Raw genomic sequence first — 21,970 nt, forward strand, 5'->3', positions numbered from 1 at the left:
CGGTCTCCTTACGGACAACCCCATCAGCGCCGTACGTGCATGCCGGCAGCTGCTAGAACTCACTTTCGCGGCGCATGACCTCAATAAAGGCTTCGCAGCTCCAGGAAAGCGGCGCTTCGGAGCGAGTTATGATCCCATACTCCGCCCGTTTGTCCGGCAGGAAGGGCCGCATCACCAGCTGTTCGCTGCGGAAGAAATTGGCAATCAGGGTCGGCACAATAGCAATGCCGAGGCCCCGGGCGGCACAAGCGCAGGCTGTTTCCACCGAATGAACTTCCAGGCTGCACCGATAGGTGGGCACCATGCGGCGAAGTTCATGCTCCAACTCATTTCTGTTGATCCGCTGCCGCCCGAGCAGGATCAGGTCGTTGCGAGCGAGATCATTGACATCGATCGCATCCTTGGCAGCCAACGAATGGCTGGTTGGCATCACGCAGGTGGTGCCACTCGTATAGAGCGGCTTCGTCGTAAATCCCGGCTCTTCCGTCGGAAAGCGAACAAAGCCGAGATCTGCCATTCTTCCGCGAACCATTTGCTCGATAGCACTGTAAGGTCCACTGAGAATTTCCACAGTGACGCGCGGATGCAGTTTCTTGAACTCCGCAACGATGGGCGGCAGCATTGTTGTCGAAAGGCTGTGAGGAAACGCAACACGAATCAAGGCCTCGCCAAACACGCCGGTACGCAGATCGCCGATCTTCGTTTTCAGCTTCGCGATGCTTTGCGACACCTCTTCTATTTCCCCAACGAGAAGATGCGCTTCCGGGCGTGGACGAAGCCGACCCTTTTCCCGCACGAAGAGTTCGCGGCCGATCTCCTCTTCAAGCGCCGCCAGTTGGCGACTGATGGCAGATTGTGACAGGCCAAGCTGCGTCGACGCCGCAATCGTCGAGCCGGTTTCCAGGACTGCCTTGAAGATTTCGAGATGCTTGAGATTCATACGTTTACCCTATGCGACTGCGCAATTAAGGCAAGCCTTTGCAGTTGCACCAGAAGCCGCGCAAAACGCATAGCCTGATGCCACACACGCATAAGATTGTGCGGAGTAAAAAGCCCGCTATCGTCCAGGGCATAAACAAGAACGAGGGGTTTCCAATCATGATCATCTGTCCGTTCCCCGGGATCGGGGATTGAGCACGTGAGTGTTTTCGTTATCCGCCGGCTGATGCAGAGCATCGCCGTCCTGGTGGTCACGGCACTGATCGTGTTCCTCGGGGTCTATGCAATCGGCGATCCGATCGAAATGCTGATTTCTCATGATGCAAGCCCCGCCGAGCGTGCGCAGGTCATCCTGTCGCTCGGCCTCGATCGCCCGCTCTGGCAGCAATTCTTCACCTTTTGCTGGAATGCCCTGCATGGCGACCTCGGCCGCTCCTTCGTCTTTAACAAGCCGACCATCACACTGATTTTCGAGCGCCTGCCGGCCACGCTGGAACTGACGCTCACGGGTCTTGTCTTCGCGCTTGCCCTCGGCATTCCGCTTGGCCTGATCTCCGGCCTGAAGCCGAACAGCGTGACGGATGAGGCGATCATGACTGGCTCGATCCTCGGCTTCTCGCTGCCGGGCTTCTGGCAGGGCATGATGCTGATCATGATCTTTTCCGTCTGGCTCGGCTGGCTGCCGTCCACCGGCCGTGGCGAGATGGGTAGCTTTCTCGGCATCCATTCCAGCCTGTTCACGCTGGACGGCTTGAAGCACCTCATCCTGCCGGCCATCAACCTTTCTCTCTTCAAGCTGTCGCTGGTGATCCGTCTGACGCGGACCGGCGTGCGTGAAACTATGCCGCTCGATTTCGTCAAATTCGCCCGCGCCAAGGGCATTTCCGAGCGCCGCATCGTTTTCGTGCATGTGCTGAAGAACATCCTGATCCCGCTGATCACCGTCATCGGCATGGAGCTTGGCAGCATGCTGGCCTTTGCCGTCGTCACGGAAACCATCTTTGCCTGGCCGGGCATCGGCAAGCTCCTGATCGACAGCATCATGCGGCTCGATCGCCCTGTTGTGGTCGCCTACCTGCTGGTCATCGTCAGCCTGTTCATCCTCATCAACTTCGCGGTCGACATCCTCTACTCGCTGATCGATCCGCGCGTTCGCCTGGGAGACCAGTCATGAGCGCCCTCTCCTTCCTCAGCCGCGAAGACGCGCTTTCCGCTCGCCTGCTGCGCGGCATTGCCTCCAGCCCCAAGGCGCTATTCGGCGGCATCATCTGCCTGATCCTTCTGCTGACGGCCGTGCTTGGTCCGTTACTGACACCGCAGAACCCCTATGATCTCGCCGTTCTCGATATTCTGGATGCGAAACTGCCGCCGGGTTCCCAGAGCATGGACGGCCTGACCTACTGGCTTGGCACCGACGGCCAGGGGCGCGACATGTTGTCCGCCATGATCTACGGCCTGCGCACCAGCCTTGGCGTCGGCCTCTTCTCCGGCATCGTCGCCCTCATCGTCGGCACGGTTCTCGGCCTCATCGCCGCCTATTATGGTGGCCGCATCGACGCGCTGATCATGCGCGTGGTGGACCTGATGCTCGGGCTGCCGACCATTCTGGTGGCACTGATGCTGCTGGCGCTTCTGGGCCAAGGGCTGTGGAAAGTGGTTTTCGCGCTGGTTCTCGTGCAGTGGGCCACCTTCGCCCGCGCCGTGCGCAGCGCCGCCCTTGTCGAGAAGAACAAGGATTACATCGAGGCCGCCGTCACGCTCGGCATCAGCACGCCGCGCATCCTGCTCGGACACCTCTTGCCCAATTGCCTGCCGCCGCTGATTGTCATCGGCATGCTGCAGGTGGCAAACGCCATCTCGGCGGAGGCCACGCTGTCCTTCCTCGGCATCGGCCTGCCCATCACCCAGCCGTCGCTCGGCCTGCTGATCGCCAATGGCTATCAGGTGCTGATGTCGGGTGAATACTGGATCAGCGTCTATCCGGGCCTGCTTCTTCTCACGCTTGTCTTTTCCATCAACATCACCGGGGATCGTTGCCGAGAAATTCTCAATCCCCGCCTGGGCGAGAGGTAAGCGAGATGACACAACCTGTTCTCGATGTTCGCAATCTCTCCACGCATTTTCCCACACGCCGCGGCGTCATCAAGGCGGTCGACGATGTCAGCTTCCAGGTCGGCCAGCGCGAGATTGTCGGCCTCGTTGGCGAAAGCGGTTCCGGCAAGTCGATCACCGGCTTTTCGATCCTGGGCCTCGTCGATCCGCCCGGCCGGGTCGTCTCGGGCAGCATCCGTTTTCAGGGCGAGGAACTGACGGGCCTACCCCAAAAGGCCATGCGGACCATTCGCGGCAAGCGCATTGCGATGATCTTCCAGGATCCAATGATGACGCTGAACCCGGTTCTCTCCGTCGGCACGCAGATGATCGAAACGGTGCTGGCGCATGACAATGTCAGCCGCGCGGAAGCACGCGCCCGATCGCGCGATGCGCTGGGGCTTGTCGGCATCCCCTCGCCCGACGAGCGGCTGGATGCCTATCCGCACCAGTTTTCCGGCGGCATGCGCCAGCGCGTTGCGATTGCCATTGCGCTTTTGCACCGGCCGGAACTGATCATCGCAGACGAGCCGACCACCGCGCTCGATGTCACCATCCAGTCGCAGATCCTCTTCGAGATCAAGCGGTTGGCAAACGAATTCTCGATGGCTCTTATCTGGATCAGCCATGACCTCGGCGTTGTTGCGGCGCTGGCGGACCGGGTCATGGTCATGTATGCGGGCAAGATCGTCGAGGCGGGGCCGGTGGATGATGTTCTGGCCCGCCCCGCCCATCCCTATACGGTGGGCCTGATGCAGGCGATCCCGGCGGCGGTGCCGCGCGGTGAACCGCTGAAGCCCATTCCCGGCATGGCGCCCTCGCCGCTGGCACGTCCCTCCGGCTGCGCCTTCCGCGATCGATGCGACCGCGCCACGGACATCTGCGCAACGCCACCGGCACTCGATCTTTCCGAGGCTCGCGAATGGCGGTGCTTTCACCCCAAGGAATGGAGGGCTGCATGATGGATGCGCCGCTTCTTGAAGCCCGCGGCGTCAGCCGCCGTTTCTCCCGCAAGCTGGATTACGCGGAAAAGATTGCTCGCATGTTCGGGGCGAACCTCTCGGAACGCACCGTGCATGCCGTCGATCAGGTGGATCTCACCGTCAATCGCGGCGAGGTGGTGGGACTGGTCGGTGAATCCGGCTGCGGAAAATCCACCCTTGGCCGCATGATGGCCGGCATCATGCCAACCTCCGACGGCGAAGTACGCTGGAAAGGCAAATCACTTTCAGCCTTGACGGGGGCGGATAAACGTCAGGCCCGGCTCGCCGCCCAGATGATCTTCCAGGACCCGATGTCGACACTCAATCCGCGCAAGCGAGTGATCGACCTGATTGGCGAGGCGCCGCGTGTTCACGGGCTGGTGCCGGACGGCAATGTTCGCGATTACGTAGCGAAACTGGCGGAACGAGTGGGGCTCGATCCCTCCTATCTCGATCGCTACCCGCACCAGTTTTCCGGCGGCCAGCGCCAGCGCATCGGCATTGCCCGGGCGCTTGCCGTAAAACCTGAGCTCATCGTCTGCGACGAGTCGGTCGCGGCCCTCGATGTGTCGATCCAGGCCCAGATCCTCAACCTCTTCATGGATCTGAAGAAGGAATTCGGCCTGACTTACCTCTTCATCAGCCACGATCTCAGCGTGGTAAAGCATATCTGCGACCGCGTGGTGGTGATGTATCTGGGCCGCGTGGTGGAGACGGGAACGCCGGACGAGCTCTTCTCCTCCCCCAAACATCCCTATACGCAGGCGCTGATCCGTGAACTTCCCAGTATTACCGATCGCCGGCGTGACTTCACGCCGATCCGGGGAGAAATTCCGTCGCCGCTCAACCCGCCGTCCGGCTGTCATTTCCATCCGCGCTGTCCCTTCGCCATCGAGCGCTGCCAGCGGGAAAGGCCGCTGCTGGAGCCGGCGGGGAATGGACAGATGAGCGCCTGCCACCTGAAGGACCTGTTGGGTTCTGCGGGAGCCTCCAAGCTTGCACAGTCGGCCAATGTTTAAACAAGAAGGGAACACCAGCATGTACCGAAAGACACTTCTGATGGCGACTGTCGCAAGCGCGTTGCTTGCCGCTTCGCTTGTCCAGGCCGCCGATCTGACCATTGGCAGTTCGACCGAGCCATCTTCTATCGATCCACAGTTTTCGCGCACCGGCAACAACCAGAACATTGCCATGCAGGTGTTTGACCGACTGCTGGAGACGGATACGACCATTGGCATCCACCCGGCGCTCGCGGTCTCCTGGAAGAACGTCGATCCCACGACCTGGGAAGTAAAGCTGCGCGACGGCGTAAAATTCCATGACGGGTCGCCGCTGACGGCAGAGGACGTCATCTTTTCGCTAACGCGCGCCAAGAACATCCCGAACAGCCCGGCCCCCTTCTCCGGCAATGTGGCGGCGATTGCCAGCATGAAGGCGGTGGATGATCTGACCATCGAGTTCAAGACCAAGACGCCTGCACCTGACTTCATTGAGCAGATCGGCTTCGTCTATATCGTCAGCAAGAAGGTGGCGGAAAAGGCCACGATCGAGGATTTCAACAGCGGCAAGGCGGCGATCGGTACCGGCGCCTACAAGTTCAAGTCCTGGACGCCGGGCGACAATATCAGCCTGACGCGCAACGACGCCTTCTGGGGCAAGAAGCAGGACTTCGACAACGTCACGATCAAGTTCATTTCCAACGACGCCTCGCGGGTCGCGGCCCTTCGTTCCGGCGCCGTGGACCTGATCGACGCTGTGCCACCGCGTGACATCAAGACTTTGACGGGCATTTCCGGCCTCAAGGTGTTTTCCATTCCCTCGGCACGTCTGATCTATCTCGCCATCGACAGTGCGCGCGACAAGACGCCCTTTGTGACCGACAAGGACGGCAAGCCGCTGGACAAGAACCCGCTGAAGGACAAGCGCGTGCGCCAAGCCTTGTCCAATCTCATCAATCGCCAGCTGATCGTGGATCGCATTTTGGAAGGTTCGGGCGAGCCGGCCGGGCAGCTGGTTCCGGCAGGCGTTGCAGGCAGCGATCCCACGGTGACGGCACCGGCCTATGCGCCGGATGCAGCCAAGAAGCTGCTGGCCGATGCCGGTTATGCCGGCGGCTTCGGCATTACGCTGCACACCTCCAACGATCGCTTCCCCGGTGATGCGGACATCGCCCAGGCGCTCGGCCAGATGTTTGCCCGAGGCGGATTAAAGGTGAACGGCGTCGTCGCACAGCCTTACAACGTCTACACCAAGGCAGCCTCCGCGCAAGAATACAGCGCCTTCATCTTCTCGCTCGGCAATTCCACACCGACCTCCGCCACAGGCCTGCGCAACCTGCTGATGACCGTCAACAAGGAGGCTGGAACCGGGTCGTTCAACCGCACCCAGTACAGCGACAAGGTGTTTGACGACATGATGCGCCAGACCATGGCGGAGTTCGATCCGGAGAAGCGCATTCAGCTTCTGCAGGAGGCGACGAAGTATGTCTTCGAAGACACGCCGATCATCCCGCTTTACTGGCAGAAGATACATTGGGCTGGCAAGGCCAAGGTTTCCTACGAGGCCAACATGACGGAAGACACGAGCGCCACGCTGGCAAAGCTCGTCAAGTAATTGACCGCCGGGCACCATTGGCAGGTGTCCGGTTCTTGCCCGATAACATCAAGGATCACGCGAATGAACATCCTGGCGCCCTCTCGCCTGGAGGCGATTGCTGACGACGTATTGGTCGAACGCGACATCATGGTTTCGATGCGAGACGGCATCCGCCTCGCAACGGACGTCTATCGCCCCGCCAAGGACGGTGTGCTGGTAGCGACACCGCTGCCGGCCATCATGGAGCGCACGCCCTACGGCAAAACCCAACGCTCCCGCTCCGAAATCGAGGTGGGCATGGACAGGCCGATGACACGCGAGGAGGTTGCCCTCTACTTCGTGCGCGCCGGATATGTCGTCATCTATCAGGATTGCCGGGGTCGCTACGGCTCGGAGGGCGAATTCTCAAAGTATATTTCCGAGGCAGCAGACGGTTACGATACGGCCGAATGGCTGGTGGCGCAGGATTGGTCGGATGGCCGGTTCGGCACCATGGGTCTTTCCTATGCCGCCCATACGCAGGCCGCCCTTGCCTGCCTCAACCCACGCGGGCTCTCCTGCATGGTGATGGATTCCGGCGGCTTCTCCAACGCCTATCAATGCGGCATCCGCCAAGGGGGCGCTTTCGAACTCAAGCAGGCGACCTGGGCCTATAACAATGCCAAGGAGGCCGTGGATGATCAGGCTCGTGCAGCAATCGAAGCAGAGGACCTGCGCGCCTGGTTCAAGGCCATGCCCTGGCGTGAGGGTGTTTCCCCCGTTCGTGCCGCGCCGGAATACGAGGCCTATCTGCTGGACCAGTGGCGCAGCGGTACCTTTGATGACAGCTGGCGCCGCGTCGGCCTTTACATGGAAGGCTATTACGACACCTTCCCGGAAATCCCCGTGGCCATGATGTCCAGCTGGTATGATGCCTACGTCAAATCCACGCTCGACAACTACAAGGGCCTGAGCGGCAATGCGAAGCGGCCGCTCTCGCTGATCATGGGTCCCTGGCTGCACGGCAACCGCAACAGCACTTTTGCCGGCGACATTTCCTTCGGGGCGAAGGCACCTCTTGGCGGGCATATGGCGCCCAGCTGGCTGGAATTCCGCCGCAACTGGTTCGATCACTGGCTGAAGGGCGCGCCCGCGATCGCCGCAGAGCCATCGGTCCGCTACTTCCTGATGGGCGGCGGTACGGGCACCAGAAACGCGGAAGGTCGCCTCGACCACGGCGGCGATTGGCATGAAGCTGCCGAATGGCCGCTGCCCGGCACGGATTATCGCAAGCTCTATCTCGATCAGCGCGGACACCTGTCAGAAAGCCAGCCGGCAGCGGATGCGCCTCCATTCATTTATGACTTCGATCCAGCCAACCCGGTTCCAACCATTGGCGGATCGCTGACCAGCGGCCAGCCGGTCTTCGAGGGCGGCGGGTTCGACCAGCGGGAAGCGGATCGTTTCTTCGGCTGCAGCAATCTGGGCCTGCCACTCTCCGCGAGAGCGGATGTCCTTTCCTTCGAAACGGAGTTGCTGGAGGAAGATCTCGCGGTTGTTGGCCCAATCACCATCGATCTGCATGTAGCATCATCGGCCCTGGATACGGACTTCACGGCCAAGCTCATCGATGTCTATCCGCCGAGCAAGGATTATCCGGCGGGTTATGCCCTGAACATTACCGATGGCATCTTCCGCTGCCGGTACCGCAATTCGTTTGAAAGCCCGGAGCCGCTGACGCCCGGCGAGACCTTCCAGATCACCATCGAACCCTTCGCGACGGCCAACCTTTTCAGGAAAGGGCATCGCATCAGGCTCGATGTTTCCTCGTCCAATTTTCCGAAATACGATGTAAATCCCAACACCTATGCACCGGAGGGTACGGGACGCGTGAAGGAGATTGCCCGCAACACGGTGTTTGCCGACGCCGCCAGACCTTCGGCATTGATCCTTCCCGTAGTGCCAGTTGGTGCTCTGACACCGCTGCGCAAAACCAATCAGCGGTAAAGGAGGATAGTATGCCCCTCACCATCGCCGTTACCGGTCAAGCACTGATCCATCAACCCTTGCAACTGTCGGCAGAGGCCTCGCTGCTTGCCCACTTTCTGTCTTCGGATGCCACGCTTGCAAACTTTGAAGGGGTGGTCGAGGCTTATTGCGCGTGGCCGACGAAGACCAAGACGGTGCATGCCGTCAAGCGAGATGTAGTGCGTTCTCTCGCAGAGCTTGGCTTCAGGGCCATGGCACACGCGAACAACCATGCCTTTGACCTGGGACCGCCCGGCATCATCGCATCCCGAACGGCATTCGATGTGCATGGCATGGCTCTGACGGGCAGCGGAAACGACCTCAATGAGGCGCTGAAACCGGCTTACATTTCGACACCGCAGCGGCGGATCAGCCTCTACTCCGTCGATCTCGGCCCGCAGCCGGATATCGTCTATGCCGCCCCGACAAGGCCTGGCATCGCCCCGCTTCGGTTGCGCAGGCGCATCCGTCTTCCCGAATCGGAATACCAGATGATGACCAGCATCCAGCAGGCTCTCGGCGATGATCGGCGGCTCGCGGCGCGGCGCGCGGTGGGTTACAGCCCAGCCCAGACCGAGGGCTTTGATGCTTTCGGTACAACGTTCCTACCGGGCGACAGGGTAGCCGCCGATTGGCAGGTGGACCCGGAGGACTGGCAACAACTGGCCTCTCGCCTGCAGGCAAGCCGCGACAGGAATGAACTGATCGTTGTCGCCATCCACAACCACCATTGGGATGCCGACTGGGCCACCACGCCCGCATGGTTGGATGCACTAACCGATCAACTCGTTGAGTATGGCGCCGATCTGGTGATCGGAACCGGTGCCCCCGTGATGCAGCCAATGCGCTTTCATCGCGGTCGGCCGATCCTGTCCGGGCTGGGCAACTTCATCTTCCACACAGCACGCTCGGACACATATGATCGCGAAGGCGTCGACGTCTGGCGAAGCGTTGCCGTACGCCTGACCTTCAGCGATGAGGGGTTGCTGGAGCACGTGAACGTCATGCCGATCGCCGTCGGCCGTCCCTCGAACGGTGAGGAGGCAGACCAGCCCATGCCGCTGGAGGGACAGGACGCAGACGAGATCTACACCCGGTACACCTCCCGCCTGCTGGCGGATGAGGAACAATTGGTCAGCCGCTTTCAGCCGGAGAAAGCCGGCTGAAACTGAGCGTCACACGTCATCCGAACGGCTTCCAGACGGACAGGACGCCGATGAAGCTGAACACAATCGAGGTTGCCACCAGCAGCATCAACCCCGCGAACACGATCTTCCTTGCCATTCATTCTCACCTGATCGGCTGCAGCAGCCGCAAAGCGTTTATCGTTACCAGGACCGTGGCTCCAGTATCCGCGAGAATGGCGGGCCAGAGACCGGTGATACCGGCAATCGTGGTCACCAGGAACACGGCTTTGAGGCCAAGCGCAATGGCAATGTTCTGCTTGATGTTACGCATGGTGCGCTTCGAGAGATCAATCATCAGGGCGACATCGCACACGCGGCCATGAAGGACTGCCGCATCCGCCGTTTCGAGCGCCACATCCGTGCCGCCACCCATGGCGATGCCAATATCGGCTGCGGCAAGGGCCGGCGCGTCGTTGATGCCATCGCCGATTTTCCCCACGATGAAGCCCTGGCCTTTCAACTCACGTACGATGCGCTGCTTGTCTTCCGGCATCAGTTCGGCATGCACTTCGAGCCCGAGGTTGGCGCCGATCGCCTCCGCCGTCCGCTTGTTGTCACCCGTCAGCATCACGGTCTTAATGCCCGCATTTGCGAGCGCCTTCAGCCCCTCGACTGCATCCGCCCTCGGCTCGTCGCGCATGGCAATGGCACCGGCAAGTACGTTGCCGATGACAAGCACCGAGACGGATTTGCCTTCGGCATTCAGACTGGCGATGGTTCGAGAATGGGCAAGCGGCAGCGCGACGCGTTCCGCCGCAGCCTTGGGAGAAAGGAGAAGTACCTCCTCCCCGTTGACGGTGGCGCGCACGCCCTTGCCGGCGATGGCCGCGGCATCCGATACAGGCGGCACGACAATACCGTCCTCCCTCGCCTGCTCCAGAATTGCCAGCGCCAAAGGATGGCTCGAACCTGCTTCGAGCGCGGCTGCATAGGTCAGTACTTCTGGGCCTTTTCGGCCGAAGGGCACAATATCCGTCACCCTCGGCTTGCCTTCCGTCAGCGTGCCCGTCTTGTCAAAGGCGACAGCCGTCAGCTTGCCCAGCCCCTCCAGCACGGCACCACCCTTCATCAGCAACCCGCGACGGGCACCGGCTGAGAGAGACGCAGCAATGGCGGCAGGCGTCGAGATGACAAGCGCGCACGGGCAACCGATCAACAGAATGGCGAGGCCCTTGTAGATCCACTCACTCCAGGCACCGCCGAACAGAAGCGGCGGAAGGACGGCCACCAGCGCTGCGACGACCACGACGCCGGGAGTGTAATAGCGGGAGAAGCGATCGATAAAGCGTTCCGTCGGCGCTTTGGACTCCTGCGCCTCCTCCACCAGCCGCACGACGCGGGCGATGGTATTGTCCTCAGCCGCCGCCGTGACGCGGACACGAAGTGCGGCATCGCCATTGACAGTACCAGCAAAGACGTTGTCGCCGAGCGTCTTCTGCACGGGCACGCTTTCCCCCGTCACCGGCGCTTCGTTGATAGCGGATTGGCCGCCCACGATGACACCATCAGCGGATATGCGATCGCCGGGCCGCACCAAAATGACGGAACCGACCGCCAGCGTTTCCGCCGCCACTTCGACCGTGCCGCCATCCTGCTCCAGAAGTGCTGTCTTCGGCACCAACGCCGTCAGCGAGCGGATACTGTCGCGTGCCTTGCCGGCCGCAACGCCTTCCAGCAGTTCACCGACCAGGAAGAGGAAGACGACCGTGGCCGCCTCTTCCGTGGCATTGATGATCAGCGCACCAATGGCAGCGATGGTCATCAGCATTTCGATGGAAAAGGGCGTGCCGGCCAAGGCCGCCATGATGGCGCGCCGCGCAATCGGCACAAGGCCCACCGCCATGGCCAGGATGAAGGCGTAGGCGGCAATGGCCGGGAAAAGATGTCCGACCGCATAAGCCAGGACAAGCGCCACACCTGCGGCGATCGTCAGCCGGCCCTTGCGGCTCTTCCACCACGGGCCGTCGGTTGGGCCGTGATCGTGCCCATGCAACCCCTCCACCGCAGCGACCTTGTTTGCCGCGTGCGCATGGGAATGCCCCTGAGCGCCATGACTGTGGTCGTGGTCGTGGTCGTGGTCGTGGTCGTGGTCGTGGTCGTGGTCGTGGTGAGCATGATCACCGTGATCATGATTGCAAGCGGGCGAATGGCCATGCACTGCGGCGGCTGGCGCACCTATGGCATCTGTCGGGACGATAGGCCTTGTGGGATAACCGAGACGGGTGATCTTCTGGCTGACGGCACTGCCATCGATTTCACCCTCATGCCGGATGGTCATCGTGCCGGCCATGACCGAGACGGAGACATCGGACACGCCGGACAAGCGTCTGACGGCCGCATCGATCTTGCTGGCACATGAGGCGCAATCCATGCCCTCAACACGAAATTTCGTCTGCCGTACTTCGCTCATCGCATTTGTCTCCTGCTCGTTGGCCCTGTCTAGGACCTCTAGTCACTAGAGGTGCAAGGGCAAAATCTGCTCGAGCGCTGGTTTTTTATGATCCGAAATGCATGCATGTCCGCAGGAACCGTCGCCCTGCCAGAGATATGCCTGGCGATAAAAAGAACCCTCGGACGTCAACAGACTGTCGCATAAATCGGTCAGAGCTTGGCCTTCAGGAATCCCGGGTTCCAAGCCCTTTGGAACCAAGCCAAGAGAAGAATGCATCCATGACATTGCCAGATGCGCAGCCCACCGTTCCCTCCCATATGTCCAATGATCTCATTCTCTTGGCGGCGGCGGCGCTTGAAGCGGGGGAGCTGGCGCGCGCATCCCTGAAGCGGCGTTATGCGCATCAGATGGTGGCCAAGGCTCCACGCGATTACCAAACGGAAATCGATGTCGCTGTCGAACGATTGATCGTCTCACGTCTACGCGAGAATTTTCCGGGTCATGCGATCACGGGAGAGGAAGGCGTCGGAAACCGCGATACCGGCAGCGATGCGCCCCGCATCTATATCGACCCTATCGACGGCACCACCAATTTCGCCTGGGGCATTCCGCATTTCGGCATGACAATCGCCATTGTTGAGCGTGGCGAAGTGATCTGCGGTGTCGTTTACGACGCTATGCAGAATGAGTTGTTCTGTGCCGAAAAAAGCAAGGGCGCGTATCTCAACGGCGAAAAGCTGGTCTGCCAACCGGTGGCAACGGTACAAGACGTGTTGATCGGTGCTGGCCTTCCCGTACCAGGGCAAGTCAAGACTGTCGATGAAGAGGTCTACTTCCGGGCGCTGCGCCGGCTGATGGCAAATACCGCAGGTGTTCGCCGGCTGGGATCGGCGGCACTGTCTCTCGCCTATGTCGCCTGCGGCCGGCTGGATGGCTTCTTCGAGGATGGGCTATCCTTGCACGATTATGGCGCGGCTGCACTGCTGGTCAAGGAAGCCGGTGGCACGGTGACCGGTTTTACCGGTGGTATTGTTACCGCTAACGGAGACGTGCTTGCCTCGAACGGCGGCATGCATGCCTGGCTGCTGGAAGGCTTCAAATCCTGAAGCCTTCCAGATTTTGCATCTACACGCTGAGGGCAGGTTCGACCTCTGGTGCCTGTTCGGAGCCACCAACAGGCTGCCCAATCGTCAGAAGGTGATTGTCGCGATAAAGCGCAAACTGACCTACATTGAGATGAACCGAAGCTCTCTTTTGCCACCGCTGATCCGGCGCAGTCATTGCTTTCAGGCGCGTGCCATCACGCAGCTGAAGATCGACCATGATATGGCTGCCGAAGTCCGTCGAGCGCAGAACGATTGCCCCCTGGTCGGCCTGGGCGGAAGCCAGATCCAGCGCCTCCGGGCGAACGGCCAGAACAGCAGGTCCATCCGGCACATTCACCGGCAGCATAAAATCGGGATGCAGGAAGCGACCACCTTCGACGGAGGCTGAAATGAAGTTCATCTGGCCGATGAAGCCCGCCACGAACTGCGTTTGCGGGTTGCGGTAGACGACATCAGGCGCATCCGCCTGTTCGCACTGGCCGTTGCGCAACACGACGATGCGATCGGCCATGGCGAGCGCTTCATCCTGTCCATGCGTCACGAAGAGCGTAGTGATGCCAAGACGCTGCTGGATGTCGCGCACCTCTTCCCGAAGCCGCTCACGCAAATGCTGGTCAAGGCTGGCAAAGGGTTCGTCCAGCAGCAGGATCTTCGGCTCCAGCACCAGCGAGCGGGCAAGCGCCACGCGCTGCTGCTGACCACCGGACAGCTGAAACGTCTGGCGCGTACCATAGCCGGCAAGACCGACAAGCTCCAAGGCATGTTCAACCTTGTCGCGGATCTCGGCGCGTGACAAGCGGCGAAGCTTCAGGCCAAAGGCGATGTTGTTGAAGACATTCATGTGGCTCCAGAGCGCATGGCTCTGGAACACCATGCCCGTCGGCCGGCGCTCCGGCGAGAGGCGCGTCACGTCCTGCCCGTCAATGCGGATCGCCCCGGAGCTGGGCTGCTCGAAGCCGCCGATCATACGCAGGACGGTCGATTTGCCAGAACCAGAGGGTCCGAGCAGGCAAACAAGCTCTCCATCCGCCACATCCAGCGAAAAGTCATCGACTGCGACGGTACCGGCGAAGGCCTTGCGCAGGTTGTCGATCGTCAATCTGGCCATGCTCTACTCTTTCATTGTGTCTCGTGAGCGGCGTCAGGCGCCAAAACCCTTGGCGAAGGCGCCCGTGCCGATGACGCGGCGGGCAAACATCAGGGCGATGAAGGACGGAACCCAGAGGATGACGGACAGCACCGCACCGTACTGGATGACGACCTGGTTGTTAATGAAGTTGATCATCAGCACCGGCATGGTGCGGATCTGCGGCGCACCGATCAGCCAGGCCCCTTCCGTCTCATAGAAGGTTGAAACGAAGGTCAGCAGCACGGCGGCAAAAATGGTCGGGAAGGCCTGCGGCAAGGTGATGGACCAGAAAACGCGAAGCGGCCCTGCACCTACATCCCGCGCGGCCTCTTCCATGCGCCGGTCCACCGCCTGGAAGGCCGCAACCGGGATCCAGATCATCAGCATCAGCGTGCCGACGAGCTGGATCAGCACCACGCCCCAGAAGGTAGCAATCAGGTTAAGCTGCAGGAAGATCGACGCGATCGCCACCAGCAGGCCGAATTTGGGGAAGGCGTGCGACGCGAGGAAGGAGAGGAAGAACAGATCCCTCCCCGGAAATTTCATGCGCGCAAAGGCATAGGCCGCGGGCAGGCAAATCAGCGCCGAGAGGAAGGTAACGGTTGCCGAAAGCCTGAGACTGATGGAGAGAGCCTCCCAGACATCGGCGCGCGAGAGCGTCTGGTCCCAGAAGCGAAGGCCGAATTTCTGCGGAATGACGGAAGGATAGCGCCAGACCTCGGTAAAGGCCCAGGTGAAGACGACCAGCAGCGGCACCGCAATCACGATGGCCAGCAGGATGGCGAAGATGAAGCCGGTCCAGTCGAAACGGCCCGAAGTGGTAGAGAAACCCGCAATCATCGGCTCTGGCCCTTCTGGTTGCGGGCAATCGACCAGACATAGAAAATGCCAAAGAACAGGCAGAAGGCAAACGAGATGACGGCCTGCGTCTTGGCGTTCAAGGGATCATAGAGCGCATTGAAGGTGCGCAGCATGAAGGGGCCCATCATTTCCGGCGAGGCGGGGCCTAGCACATAAGGCAGAGTGAAAGCCGAGAAGATGCCGAGAATGGTGAAGGACACCGTGACCAGAATGGAATTGCCCATGCGCGGCAGGATGATGTGCCAGAAGACGCGCAGCGGTCCGGCACCGACATCGCGCGCGGCCTCGATAGCGCTGTTGGAAATGCTACCAAGCCCCGCCGTCAGCATCAGCACCGTCAGCGGCAGATGATCCCAGACAAGCCCAATCACCGGCCCCCAAGGGGTGAGGTACGGGCTTTTGATCTTGGGCAGGCCGACCGCGTTCAGGAGGATGTCGACCGTGCCGTTCGGCCCTATGGTGCGGATCAGCGCATAAGACAGGATGATCGAGGGAACGAACATCGGGAAGATGGCAAGGCTCTGCACCAGATCCGCAAAGCGGTTGGTGGAAAAGCGCAGATAAAGCGCAATCGGCAGGCCGACGATCAGCAGTAGCACCGCACACATGCCGGTCGTCCACAGCGTCAACGCCAGATTGGCCCGGCTGTAAGGATCGGAAATGAAGAACTGGTAGGAGGCCGTGCTGAACCGCAAGCCTTCCGGGCCGTCGAAAAACAGCGTCGACAGGATCGCGGCAAAGATTGGGTAGATGATCAGCCAGCCGACCAGGAAGACAGGAATGGCAATGAGGAGGAGGCCCTTCAGCCCCCTCCCCATAACCGGCCTTGTTCCGCTTGTCGCGGAAAGAACTGCCGAGGTCGCCATGGTCAGCCGCGTGCGAGACCGGTTGCCACATTGCGGTACCAGCCGTCATTGATAGCCGAGTTCCAGTCGCCGCCCGGGAAGGTGGGGATGGAATTCGGAACGACGTCCTTGTACTTTTCGCGCAGATCCGTGGAAATGTGATCCCAGGAAACGCCCGGGAAGCCGCCAATCTGGGTGATGATGGCCGATTGCATTTCCGTGGTCAGCAGGAAGTTGCCGAGCTTCAGGGCGGCATCCTTGTTGGCGCCGTTGGAGAAGACGGTCATGCGAGCAAAGCCGCCGCAGAGTGCCAGATCCGTCAACTGAACGAGGCCGGTCGTTTCCGGCAGAACGCCCTGCGAGATCGCCTGCAGCACCTGATCCGACCAGACCGGAACCATGGTGACGACGCCCTGCGACAGAAGCTGGATCGACTGGGTGTTGCCGGAGGTGTAGGCGCCCTTTTCGTAAAGGAAGGGCGCGAGGTCCTTCAGCGCAGCCCAGGCCGGCATCAGCGACTTCTCGGCAAAATCGGCCGAGTAGTTCGAGATCGTGAACTTGGAGGGGTCGCGACCATTGACTTCATGGATCGCGCGGCGGACGAAATTGCCGCCGGAGCCACCCTTGTCGGGGCGATTATAGATGAACTGGCCGGGGTTCTTCTTGATCCAAGCCACCAGCTGTTCCCAGGTCTTCGGCGCATCCTTGGGATCGAGCTTGGTCTTGTCATAGGCCAGCAAAACCTGTGAACCGCGATAGGGCAGCTCCTGCTTCAGGTTCTGGGCCTGCGGGTTGATGCGGCCATAGTTCGGGATGTTTTCCGCCGAGAAGGATACCCAGAGGCCCGCTTCCGCGGCACCGGCGGGCAAGCGGGCGTCGAAGTTTTCGAAGGCATCGACCTGCGGATCAGTCTTCGACTTCAGCGCGGCGAGCGCACGGTCGGCAATGGCGCGAACGCCGTTTTCATCGCCTCCGCTCGCCAGCTTGACCTTCAGACCGGGATTGGCCTTGGTGAAGGCTGGGATGACCGTGTTGTTCCAGAAATCAATGATGTTGTTGTCGGAGCTGCTGAAGACAGTGATTGTCTTGTCGTCAGCAAGGGCGAAGGAAGGCAGGGCGCTTGCGGCTGCAATGGCAGAACCTGCCGCCAGGAATTCGCGTCTGTTCATGAGTGTCTCTCCGGATCTCGAACGTCCAGACCCTATGCAGGGCAAATGACAGTTGGATGATCCTTCGATGACAGTTCGTTGTAATTTGCACAGCTGTGCGGAATTTAATCCACCGACAAAGCTTCAAGCTAACCGAATGATTGAACCACACAAAATCCTTGTAACCCAGACTATGTAAGAACGTGCTGAAAATCCCGATCATCGAAATTGGCAGGCAGCGGCAGCGTGATGATGCTTCGCGCTCTGGCGGAGGCGTAGAACGCAGTGATGAGCTCGACGGAATGATACGCCTCTTCCAATGTCGGCAGATACATATCTGGCTGACCAGTCAATTTCCGGTGGACGTCTGCAAAGAAACCGGGAAAACGAGGGGGCACTTCGTCGACGGAGGAAACAATAGCATCCACCTCTGCCTGTCGTGCCGGGTCGGCCGCGCGGAATATCCACGGCGCGGAGCACACCTCGTACGGTTCGTCGCTGGACGTGACCGTCAGGTGCTCGAAGCTGGCGCGCAAGCGCGAGAGATTACCAGCAGACCCAAGCGTCACGGATGAGGTAATGAGAGCGCCCTCGGCGCTTCTCATGGAGATTGCCGCGCAATCCTCGGTCTCGATCGGGTTGACACGCGTCTCCATGAAGGCAGCGACGTCCGTGATCGGTCCCACCAGATGGGTGGCAAGATTGTGAAGATGGCAGGCATGGCTGACCAGAACGCCGCCCAACTCTCCCTTCCAAGTGCCCCGCCAGGGTTCGGCGTAGTAATCGGCCCCACGCTGCCAATGGGTCTCCATGGAAAGCACGTAAGGACGGCCCAGCATACCGCGTTGTTTCAGCTCATGCAGGGCGCGGTAGCTGGTGCCATAGCGATACTGGAAGACGGGGAAGACGTGGCGACCACTTTCACGGGCCGCCCTTAGCAGACGGCGCGCATCACCCAGCGACCCGGCGAATGGCTTTTCACAGACCACATGTTTGCCTGCCGCCAATGCCCCCAGCGTCATCGGCACGTGCAACTGGGGCGGCAGGCAGATGTCGACGATATCGATGGTAGGGTCGGCGAGCACAACTTCGATATCTGTGACCGCAGCTGCACCCGGCACCAGTGTGGCTGCATCTTCGCCACGAGCCTGATTGAGATCGCAGACATAGACGACGTCAAAGGCATCAGGCAGATGGGCGTAACCTTTCACATGTGCCTTGCCAATACCGGCACCGACAACGGCGACGCGAACCCGATCAGTCATCGTGCTTTCCCTTTTCCGCCAGGACCTGTGATTCCAGAGCGAGCTGTGTCGCCAGAAACGCATGCGCCTGGGCCATAGCGCTTTGCGTCCGGTCTCTGACGTCCGCGATGAGCTTTGCAAAGAAAGGCAGACCGGCGCCCTCAGCGTTCACCCTCTCGACGCCTTTGCCATCCACGACGATCACGTGATCCTTGCCGGGACTACCACCGATATCGATATATTTGCGAAGCTCGATATAGCCGTCAGTTCCGAGGATGGTCATGCGTCCATCGCCCCAGGTCGGCAAGCCGGCGGGTGTCAGCCAGTCGACGCGGGCATAGCCGCGTCCGCCATTGCCTTCCAGCAGAACCTCGCCGAAATCCTGAAAATGAGGCCGGTCAGAATTCGCGACATTTGCGACATGCGCCGAAACCACACGCGCCTGCGTCGATCCCGTGAAATGCAGGAACTGATCGAATTGATGCGCGCAGATATCGGTCAGGATGCCGCCGCAACGGTTACGATCCCAGAACCAGTATGCGCGCAGCGTTGGATTATGACGATGCGGCCCCAGGCCTATAGTCTGCACCACCCGACCGATGCGGCCTTCGGCAATCAGTCGATCCGCAACTGTTACGCTTTCGACAAGTAGCCGCTCGGAGAAGCAAACCGCCCAGCGCCGACCGGTCTCGGAGACGACGCTGCGGATATCAGCCAGTTGCGCCAGGGTCGTGCAACCCGGCTTATCGACCAGCACATCCTTGCCATGCCGCATGGCGGCAATTGCGATCGCCGCTCGCTCATCATTAATCGCAGCGCAGAGGATCAGATCAATGCTGCGATCGTCGAGAATGACACCATCCTCCACCATCGGGGTGCCGGGGTAAGACTCCCGAAAAATGCGGCAGGCCGCAAGCGGCGTATCTTCGCCAGTTGCCCAGGCGACAAGCTCAGCTCCTTCAGAGAGCAAGCCGTTCACCATGCCATAGATGTGGTTATGATCGATACCGATCACACCGATTCGCAAACGTGCAGTCATGGTCATCACCGAGGAAGAACAATGCCACGGGCGCGCAGCATCTGCTCGATATGAACCACGGATCCCGTTTCGATCGAAGCATTCGCAGCTATGCCCGTCAGGATCGACCATGAGCCTCCCACGTGATCCGACGCGCGGTTATAGCGGTCCGGCTCCATGTTTTCAGGGTCAAAGATATAGCCCAGCATGACCGGATCTGCCCCGCCGTGGTGGCCCTTCGCCTTCGGCACCTCCAGCATCCTTGGCAGCTGCCCTGCCAGATGTAGTTCGGTAGAGATGGCATCCTCATCGGCATGCGCCCGCTCGCCGCCAAACACGCCGTGCACCTCCACATGGCGATGGGTGATGTCACCCTTGGTGCCCTGGAACTTGATCTCCAGCCCTTCCCATGGAGAATAGGCGGTCAGCGTGTAGTTGGCCGTAACGCCGGAGGCGTAGCGGATATGCGCCTGCATCGTGTCCTCGATGCCGATCTCGGCATCGAACACGCAGCGATCACGGAAATAGCCGTCATCACCTTCAGCATCGAGATAGAGCGACTTGAGGTTCTGGTCGGCAGCAAGGTCGAGACGGAAATCGCATTTATCCGCGACGGGACAGTCCGCACAGCGGCTGCCACGCCCTTCAAGCCCCAGTTCGACCGCCATTTCCGGGCGATAGAAAACGCGTCGACCGGACGCGAACACTTCCGTTGGCACCGTGCTCAGCCACCAGTTCAAGAGATCGAAATGGTGAGTGGATTTGTGCACCAGTAGACCACCGGAATTTTCCTTCTGGCGATGCCAGCGGCGGAAATAATCGGCGCCATGCACGCGGTCGAGATGCCAGCGGAAATCCACTGCCGTCACTGTGCCGATGGTGCCTGATGCTATCAACTCGCGGATCTGGGTGCGTGCGGGAGAGTAGCGATAGTTGAAGGTAACCTTGACCTTGCGACCGGTACGCGCCTGCGCATCCACGATCATCTTCAGGCGGGTGAGATCGATGGTGAGCGGCTTTTCGCAGATCACATCGCAACCCGCCTCGAAAGCGCGAACGATGTAATCGGCATGCAGGAAGTCTGGCGTGGCGACCACCACCGTATCCGGCTTCTGCTCGGTGATCAGGCGATCGAAATCCTGCGCGAGATAGGTTGCGACACCATTGGTGCCGGGTTTGGAAGCGGCCTCCGCCGCCTGGTTCAGGCGGTGGGCATTGGTATCACAGAGAGCAACGATGTCGTGCTTGTCGGCGTAGTCCTGGATCACGGAGTCGCGGAACATCTGGTGCCGCGAGCCGCATCCTACGATGGCGATTTTCACTGGAGTCTGCTTTCATTCTGGGTGGGTTCGATGCGCTGGCCGGCGTCATCGAAATAGTGGAGATCTGTAAGGTCAAAACCGATGGTGAGCGCATCCCCCATCCGAAATGCCGACCGCCCTCCATGGCTGACGAGTACAGTCTGGCCGCTGGTGAGCGCCACATGCAGCAGGGTTTCGCTGCCGAGATATTCTACCAGCTTGACCGTGACGGATGCCGTCACATCACCGCCATCGAGGCGGACATCGGCGGGGCGCACACAGAGGGTGGCATTGGCGGGAGCCGATGGCAGGTTTGGAATCGAGAATGCGGGAAGGCCAGCCACGCGCGCCTCCGTCAAACCATTCACCTGCGATAGGTTTGCCTGCAGCATGTTGATCTTGGGTGAGCCGATGAAGCCGGCAACGAAGAGATTCTGCGGCCGCTCGTAAAGCTCCTGCGGCGTTCCGACCTGTTCGATGTGGCCGCCCCGCAGGACCACGATGCGGCTTGCCATGGTCATCGCCTCCACCTGGTCGTGGGTAACATAGATCATCGTCGTGCCGAGGCGGGTATAAAGAGAGGCCAGTTCGGCGCGCATTTGCACGCGCAGTTCAGCATCGAGGTTCGACAGCGGCTCATCGAACAGGAAGAGCTGCGGTTCTCTAACAATGGCACGGCCGATGGCGACACGCTGCTTCTGCCCGCCGGAAAGCTGGCGCGGCTTTCGCTCCATCAGCTTTTCAATCTGCAGGATGCGGGCGGCTTCCGCCACGCGCCGCTCCACCTCCGCCTTCGGCATCTTGAAGTTCTGCAGCCCGAAGGCGAGGTTCTTCGCAACCGTCATATGCGGATAGAGCGCATAGGACTGAAAGACCATGGACAACTCCCGCTTGGAGGCCGGGAGATCGTTGACGATCTTGGGACCGATCGCAATGGTTCCGTCCGTAATGTCCTCCAGTCCGGCAATCATGCGCAACAGCGTGGACTTGCCACAGCCGGAGGGGCCGACCAGCACCAGAAATTCCCCATCGCGGATGTCGAGGTTCAGCCCCTGGATCACCGAGAGCGCGCCGTAGCGCTTGCCGACGTTTCGAAGCGTCAATCCAGCCATTCTACCTTGATC

Annotated in this window: 18 protein-coding genes; 8 read left to right on the top strand and 10 right to left on the bottom strand. The window is 60.5% G+C overall.

What is annotated here, in order from left to right; genetic code table 11:
* Positions 1-52: 52 nt before the first annotated feature.
* Entirely contained in the window at positions 53-940 is an 888-nt protein-coding gene (locus tag Q2T52_RS13010; protein ID WP_302077161.1) for a LysR family transcriptional regulator, read from the bottom strand.
* Positions 941-1,138: 198 nt separating this feature from the next.
* Between Q2T52_RS13010 and Q2T52_RS13015 the strand changes: the two genes are divergently transcribed.
* The 7 genes from Q2T52_RS13015 to Q2T52_RS13045 all read left to right on the top strand — a co-directional run bounded on the left by Q2T52_RS13015 (position 1,139) and on the right by Q2T52_RS13045 (position 9,781).
* The gene (locus Q2T52_RS13015; RefSeq protein WP_302077162.1) at positions 1,139-2,113 is read left to right on the top strand and encodes an ABC transporter permease; all 975 of its coding nucleotides are present in this window, start codon (positions 1,139-1,141) and stop codon (positions 2,111-2,113) included.
* Positions 2,110-3,012, top strand: a complete 903-nt coding sequence (locus Q2T52_RS13020; protein WP_302077163.1) for an ABC transporter permease — start codon at positions 2,110-2,112, stop codon at positions 3,010-3,012. The genes Q2T52_RS13015 and Q2T52_RS13020 overlap by 4 nt, the downstream gene beginning before the upstream one ends.
* A gap of 5 nt (positions 3,013-3,017) precedes the next feature.
* Positions 3,018-3,992: an ABC transporter ATP-binding protein gene (locus Q2T52_RS13025; protein ID WP_302077164.1), complete on the top strand. Its 975-nt coding sequence runs from the start codon at positions 3,018-3,020 to the stop codon at positions 3,990-3,992.
* On the top strand, positions 3,989-5,032 hold the full coding sequence (locus Q2T52_RS13030; RefSeq protein WP_302077165.1) for an ABC transporter ATP-binding protein: 1,044 nt from the start codon (positions 3,989-3,991) through the stop codon (positions 5,030-5,032). The genes Q2T52_RS13025 and Q2T52_RS13030 overlap by 4 nt, the downstream gene beginning before the upstream one ends.
* Before the next feature lie 19 nt (positions 5,033-5,051).
* The gene (locus Q2T52_RS13035) at positions 5,052-6,626 is read left to right on the top strand and encodes an ABC transporter substrate-binding protein (protein WP_302077166.1); all 1,575 of its coding nucleotides are present in this window, start codon (positions 5,052-5,054) and stop codon (positions 6,624-6,626) included.
* 63 nt (positions 6,627-6,689) lie between these two features.
* On the top strand, positions 6,690-8,594 hold the full coding sequence (locus tag Q2T52_RS13040; RefSeq protein WP_302077167.1) for a CocE/NonD family hydrolase: 1,905 nt from the start codon (positions 6,690-6,692) through the stop codon (positions 8,592-8,594).
* An 11-nt stretch (positions 8,595-8,605) separates the two neighbouring features.
* Entirely contained in the window at positions 8,606-9,781 is a 1,176-nt protein-coding gene (locus Q2T52_RS13045; RefSeq protein WP_302077168.1) for a CapA family protein, read from the top strand.
* 124 nt (positions 9,782-9,905) lie between these two features.
* Here the strand turns inward: Q2T52_RS13045 and Q2T52_RS13050 are convergent, their stop codons facing one another.
* The gene (locus Q2T52_RS13050) at positions 9,906-12,212 is read right to left on the bottom strand and encodes a heavy metal translocating P-type ATPase (RefSeq protein WP_302077169.1); all 2,307 of its coding nucleotides are present in this window, start codon (positions 12,210-12,212) and stop codon (positions 9,906-9,908) included.
* 260 nt (positions 12,213-12,472) lie between these two features.
* Between Q2T52_RS13050 and Q2T52_RS13055 the strand changes: the two genes are divergently transcribed.
* Positions 12,473-13,300: an inositol monophosphatase family protein gene (locus Q2T52_RS13055; RefSeq protein WP_302077170.1), complete on the top strand. Its 828-nt coding sequence runs from the start codon at positions 12,473-12,475 to the stop codon at positions 13,298-13,300.
* 19 nt (positions 13,301-13,319) lie between these two features.
* Here the strand turns inward: Q2T52_RS13055 and Q2T52_RS13060 are convergent, their stop codons facing one another.
* The 8 genes from Q2T52_RS13060 to Q2T52_RS13095 form a co-directional block, all read right to left on the bottom strand.
* Positions 13,320-14,408, bottom strand: a complete 1,089-nt coding sequence (locus Q2T52_RS13060; protein ID WP_302077171.1) for an ABC transporter ATP-binding protein — start codon at positions 14,406-14,408, stop codon at positions 13,320-13,322.
* Between the two features lie 33 nt (positions 14,409-14,441).
* The gene (locus tag Q2T52_RS13065) at positions 14,442-15,269 is read right to left on the bottom strand and encodes an ABC transporter permease (RefSeq protein WP_302077172.1); all 828 of its coding nucleotides are present in this window, start codon (positions 15,267-15,269) and stop codon (positions 14,442-14,444) included.
* Positions 15,266-16,108, bottom strand: coding sequence for an ABC transporter permease (locus Q2T52_RS13070; protein WP_302077291.1), 843 nt, complete (start codon positions 16,106-16,108; stop codon positions 15,266-15,268). Before Q2T52_RS13070 ends, Q2T52_RS13065 begins: the two co-directional genes overlap by 4 nt.
* A gap of 50 nt (positions 16,109-16,158) precedes the next feature.
* The gene (locus Q2T52_RS13075) at positions 16,159-17,304 is read right to left on the bottom strand and encodes an extracellular solute-binding protein (protein ID WP_302077173.1); all 1,146 of its coding nucleotides are present in this window, start codon (positions 17,302-17,304) and stop codon (positions 16,159-16,161) included.
* Between the two features lie 170 nt (positions 17,305-17,474).
* Positions 17,475-18,548: a Gfo/Idh/MocA family protein gene (locus tag Q2T52_RS13080; protein WP_302077174.1), complete on the bottom strand. Its 1,074-nt coding sequence runs from the start codon at positions 18,546-18,548 to the stop codon at positions 17,475-17,477.
* A complete protein-coding gene (locus Q2T52_RS13085; protein ID WP_302077175.1) occupies positions 18,541-19,566 on the bottom strand; it encodes a Gfo/Idh/MocA family protein in 1,026 nt (341 codons plus the stop codon). Before Q2T52_RS13085 ends, Q2T52_RS13080 begins: the two co-directional genes overlap by 8 nt.
* A gap of 5 nt (positions 19,567-19,571) precedes the next feature.
* A complete protein-coding gene (locus Q2T52_RS13090; RefSeq protein ID WP_302077176.1) occupies positions 19,572-20,867 on the bottom strand; it encodes a Gfo/Idh/MocA family protein in 1,296 nt (431 codons plus the stop codon).
* Positions 20,864-21,958, bottom strand: coding sequence for an ABC transporter ATP-binding protein (locus tag Q2T52_RS13095; RefSeq protein WP_302077177.1), 1,095 nt, complete (start codon positions 21,956-21,958; stop codon positions 20,864-20,866). Before Q2T52_RS13095 ends, Q2T52_RS13090 begins: the two co-directional genes overlap by 4 nt.
* Positions 21,959-21,970: the final 12 nt, after the last annotated feature.

Source organism: Rhizobium oryzicola, assembly GCF_030504645.1.
In the GTDB taxonomy this organism is placed as follows: domain Bacteria; phylum Pseudomonadota; class Alphaproteobacteria; order Rhizobiales; family Rhizobiaceae; genus Neorhizobium; species Neorhizobium oryzicola.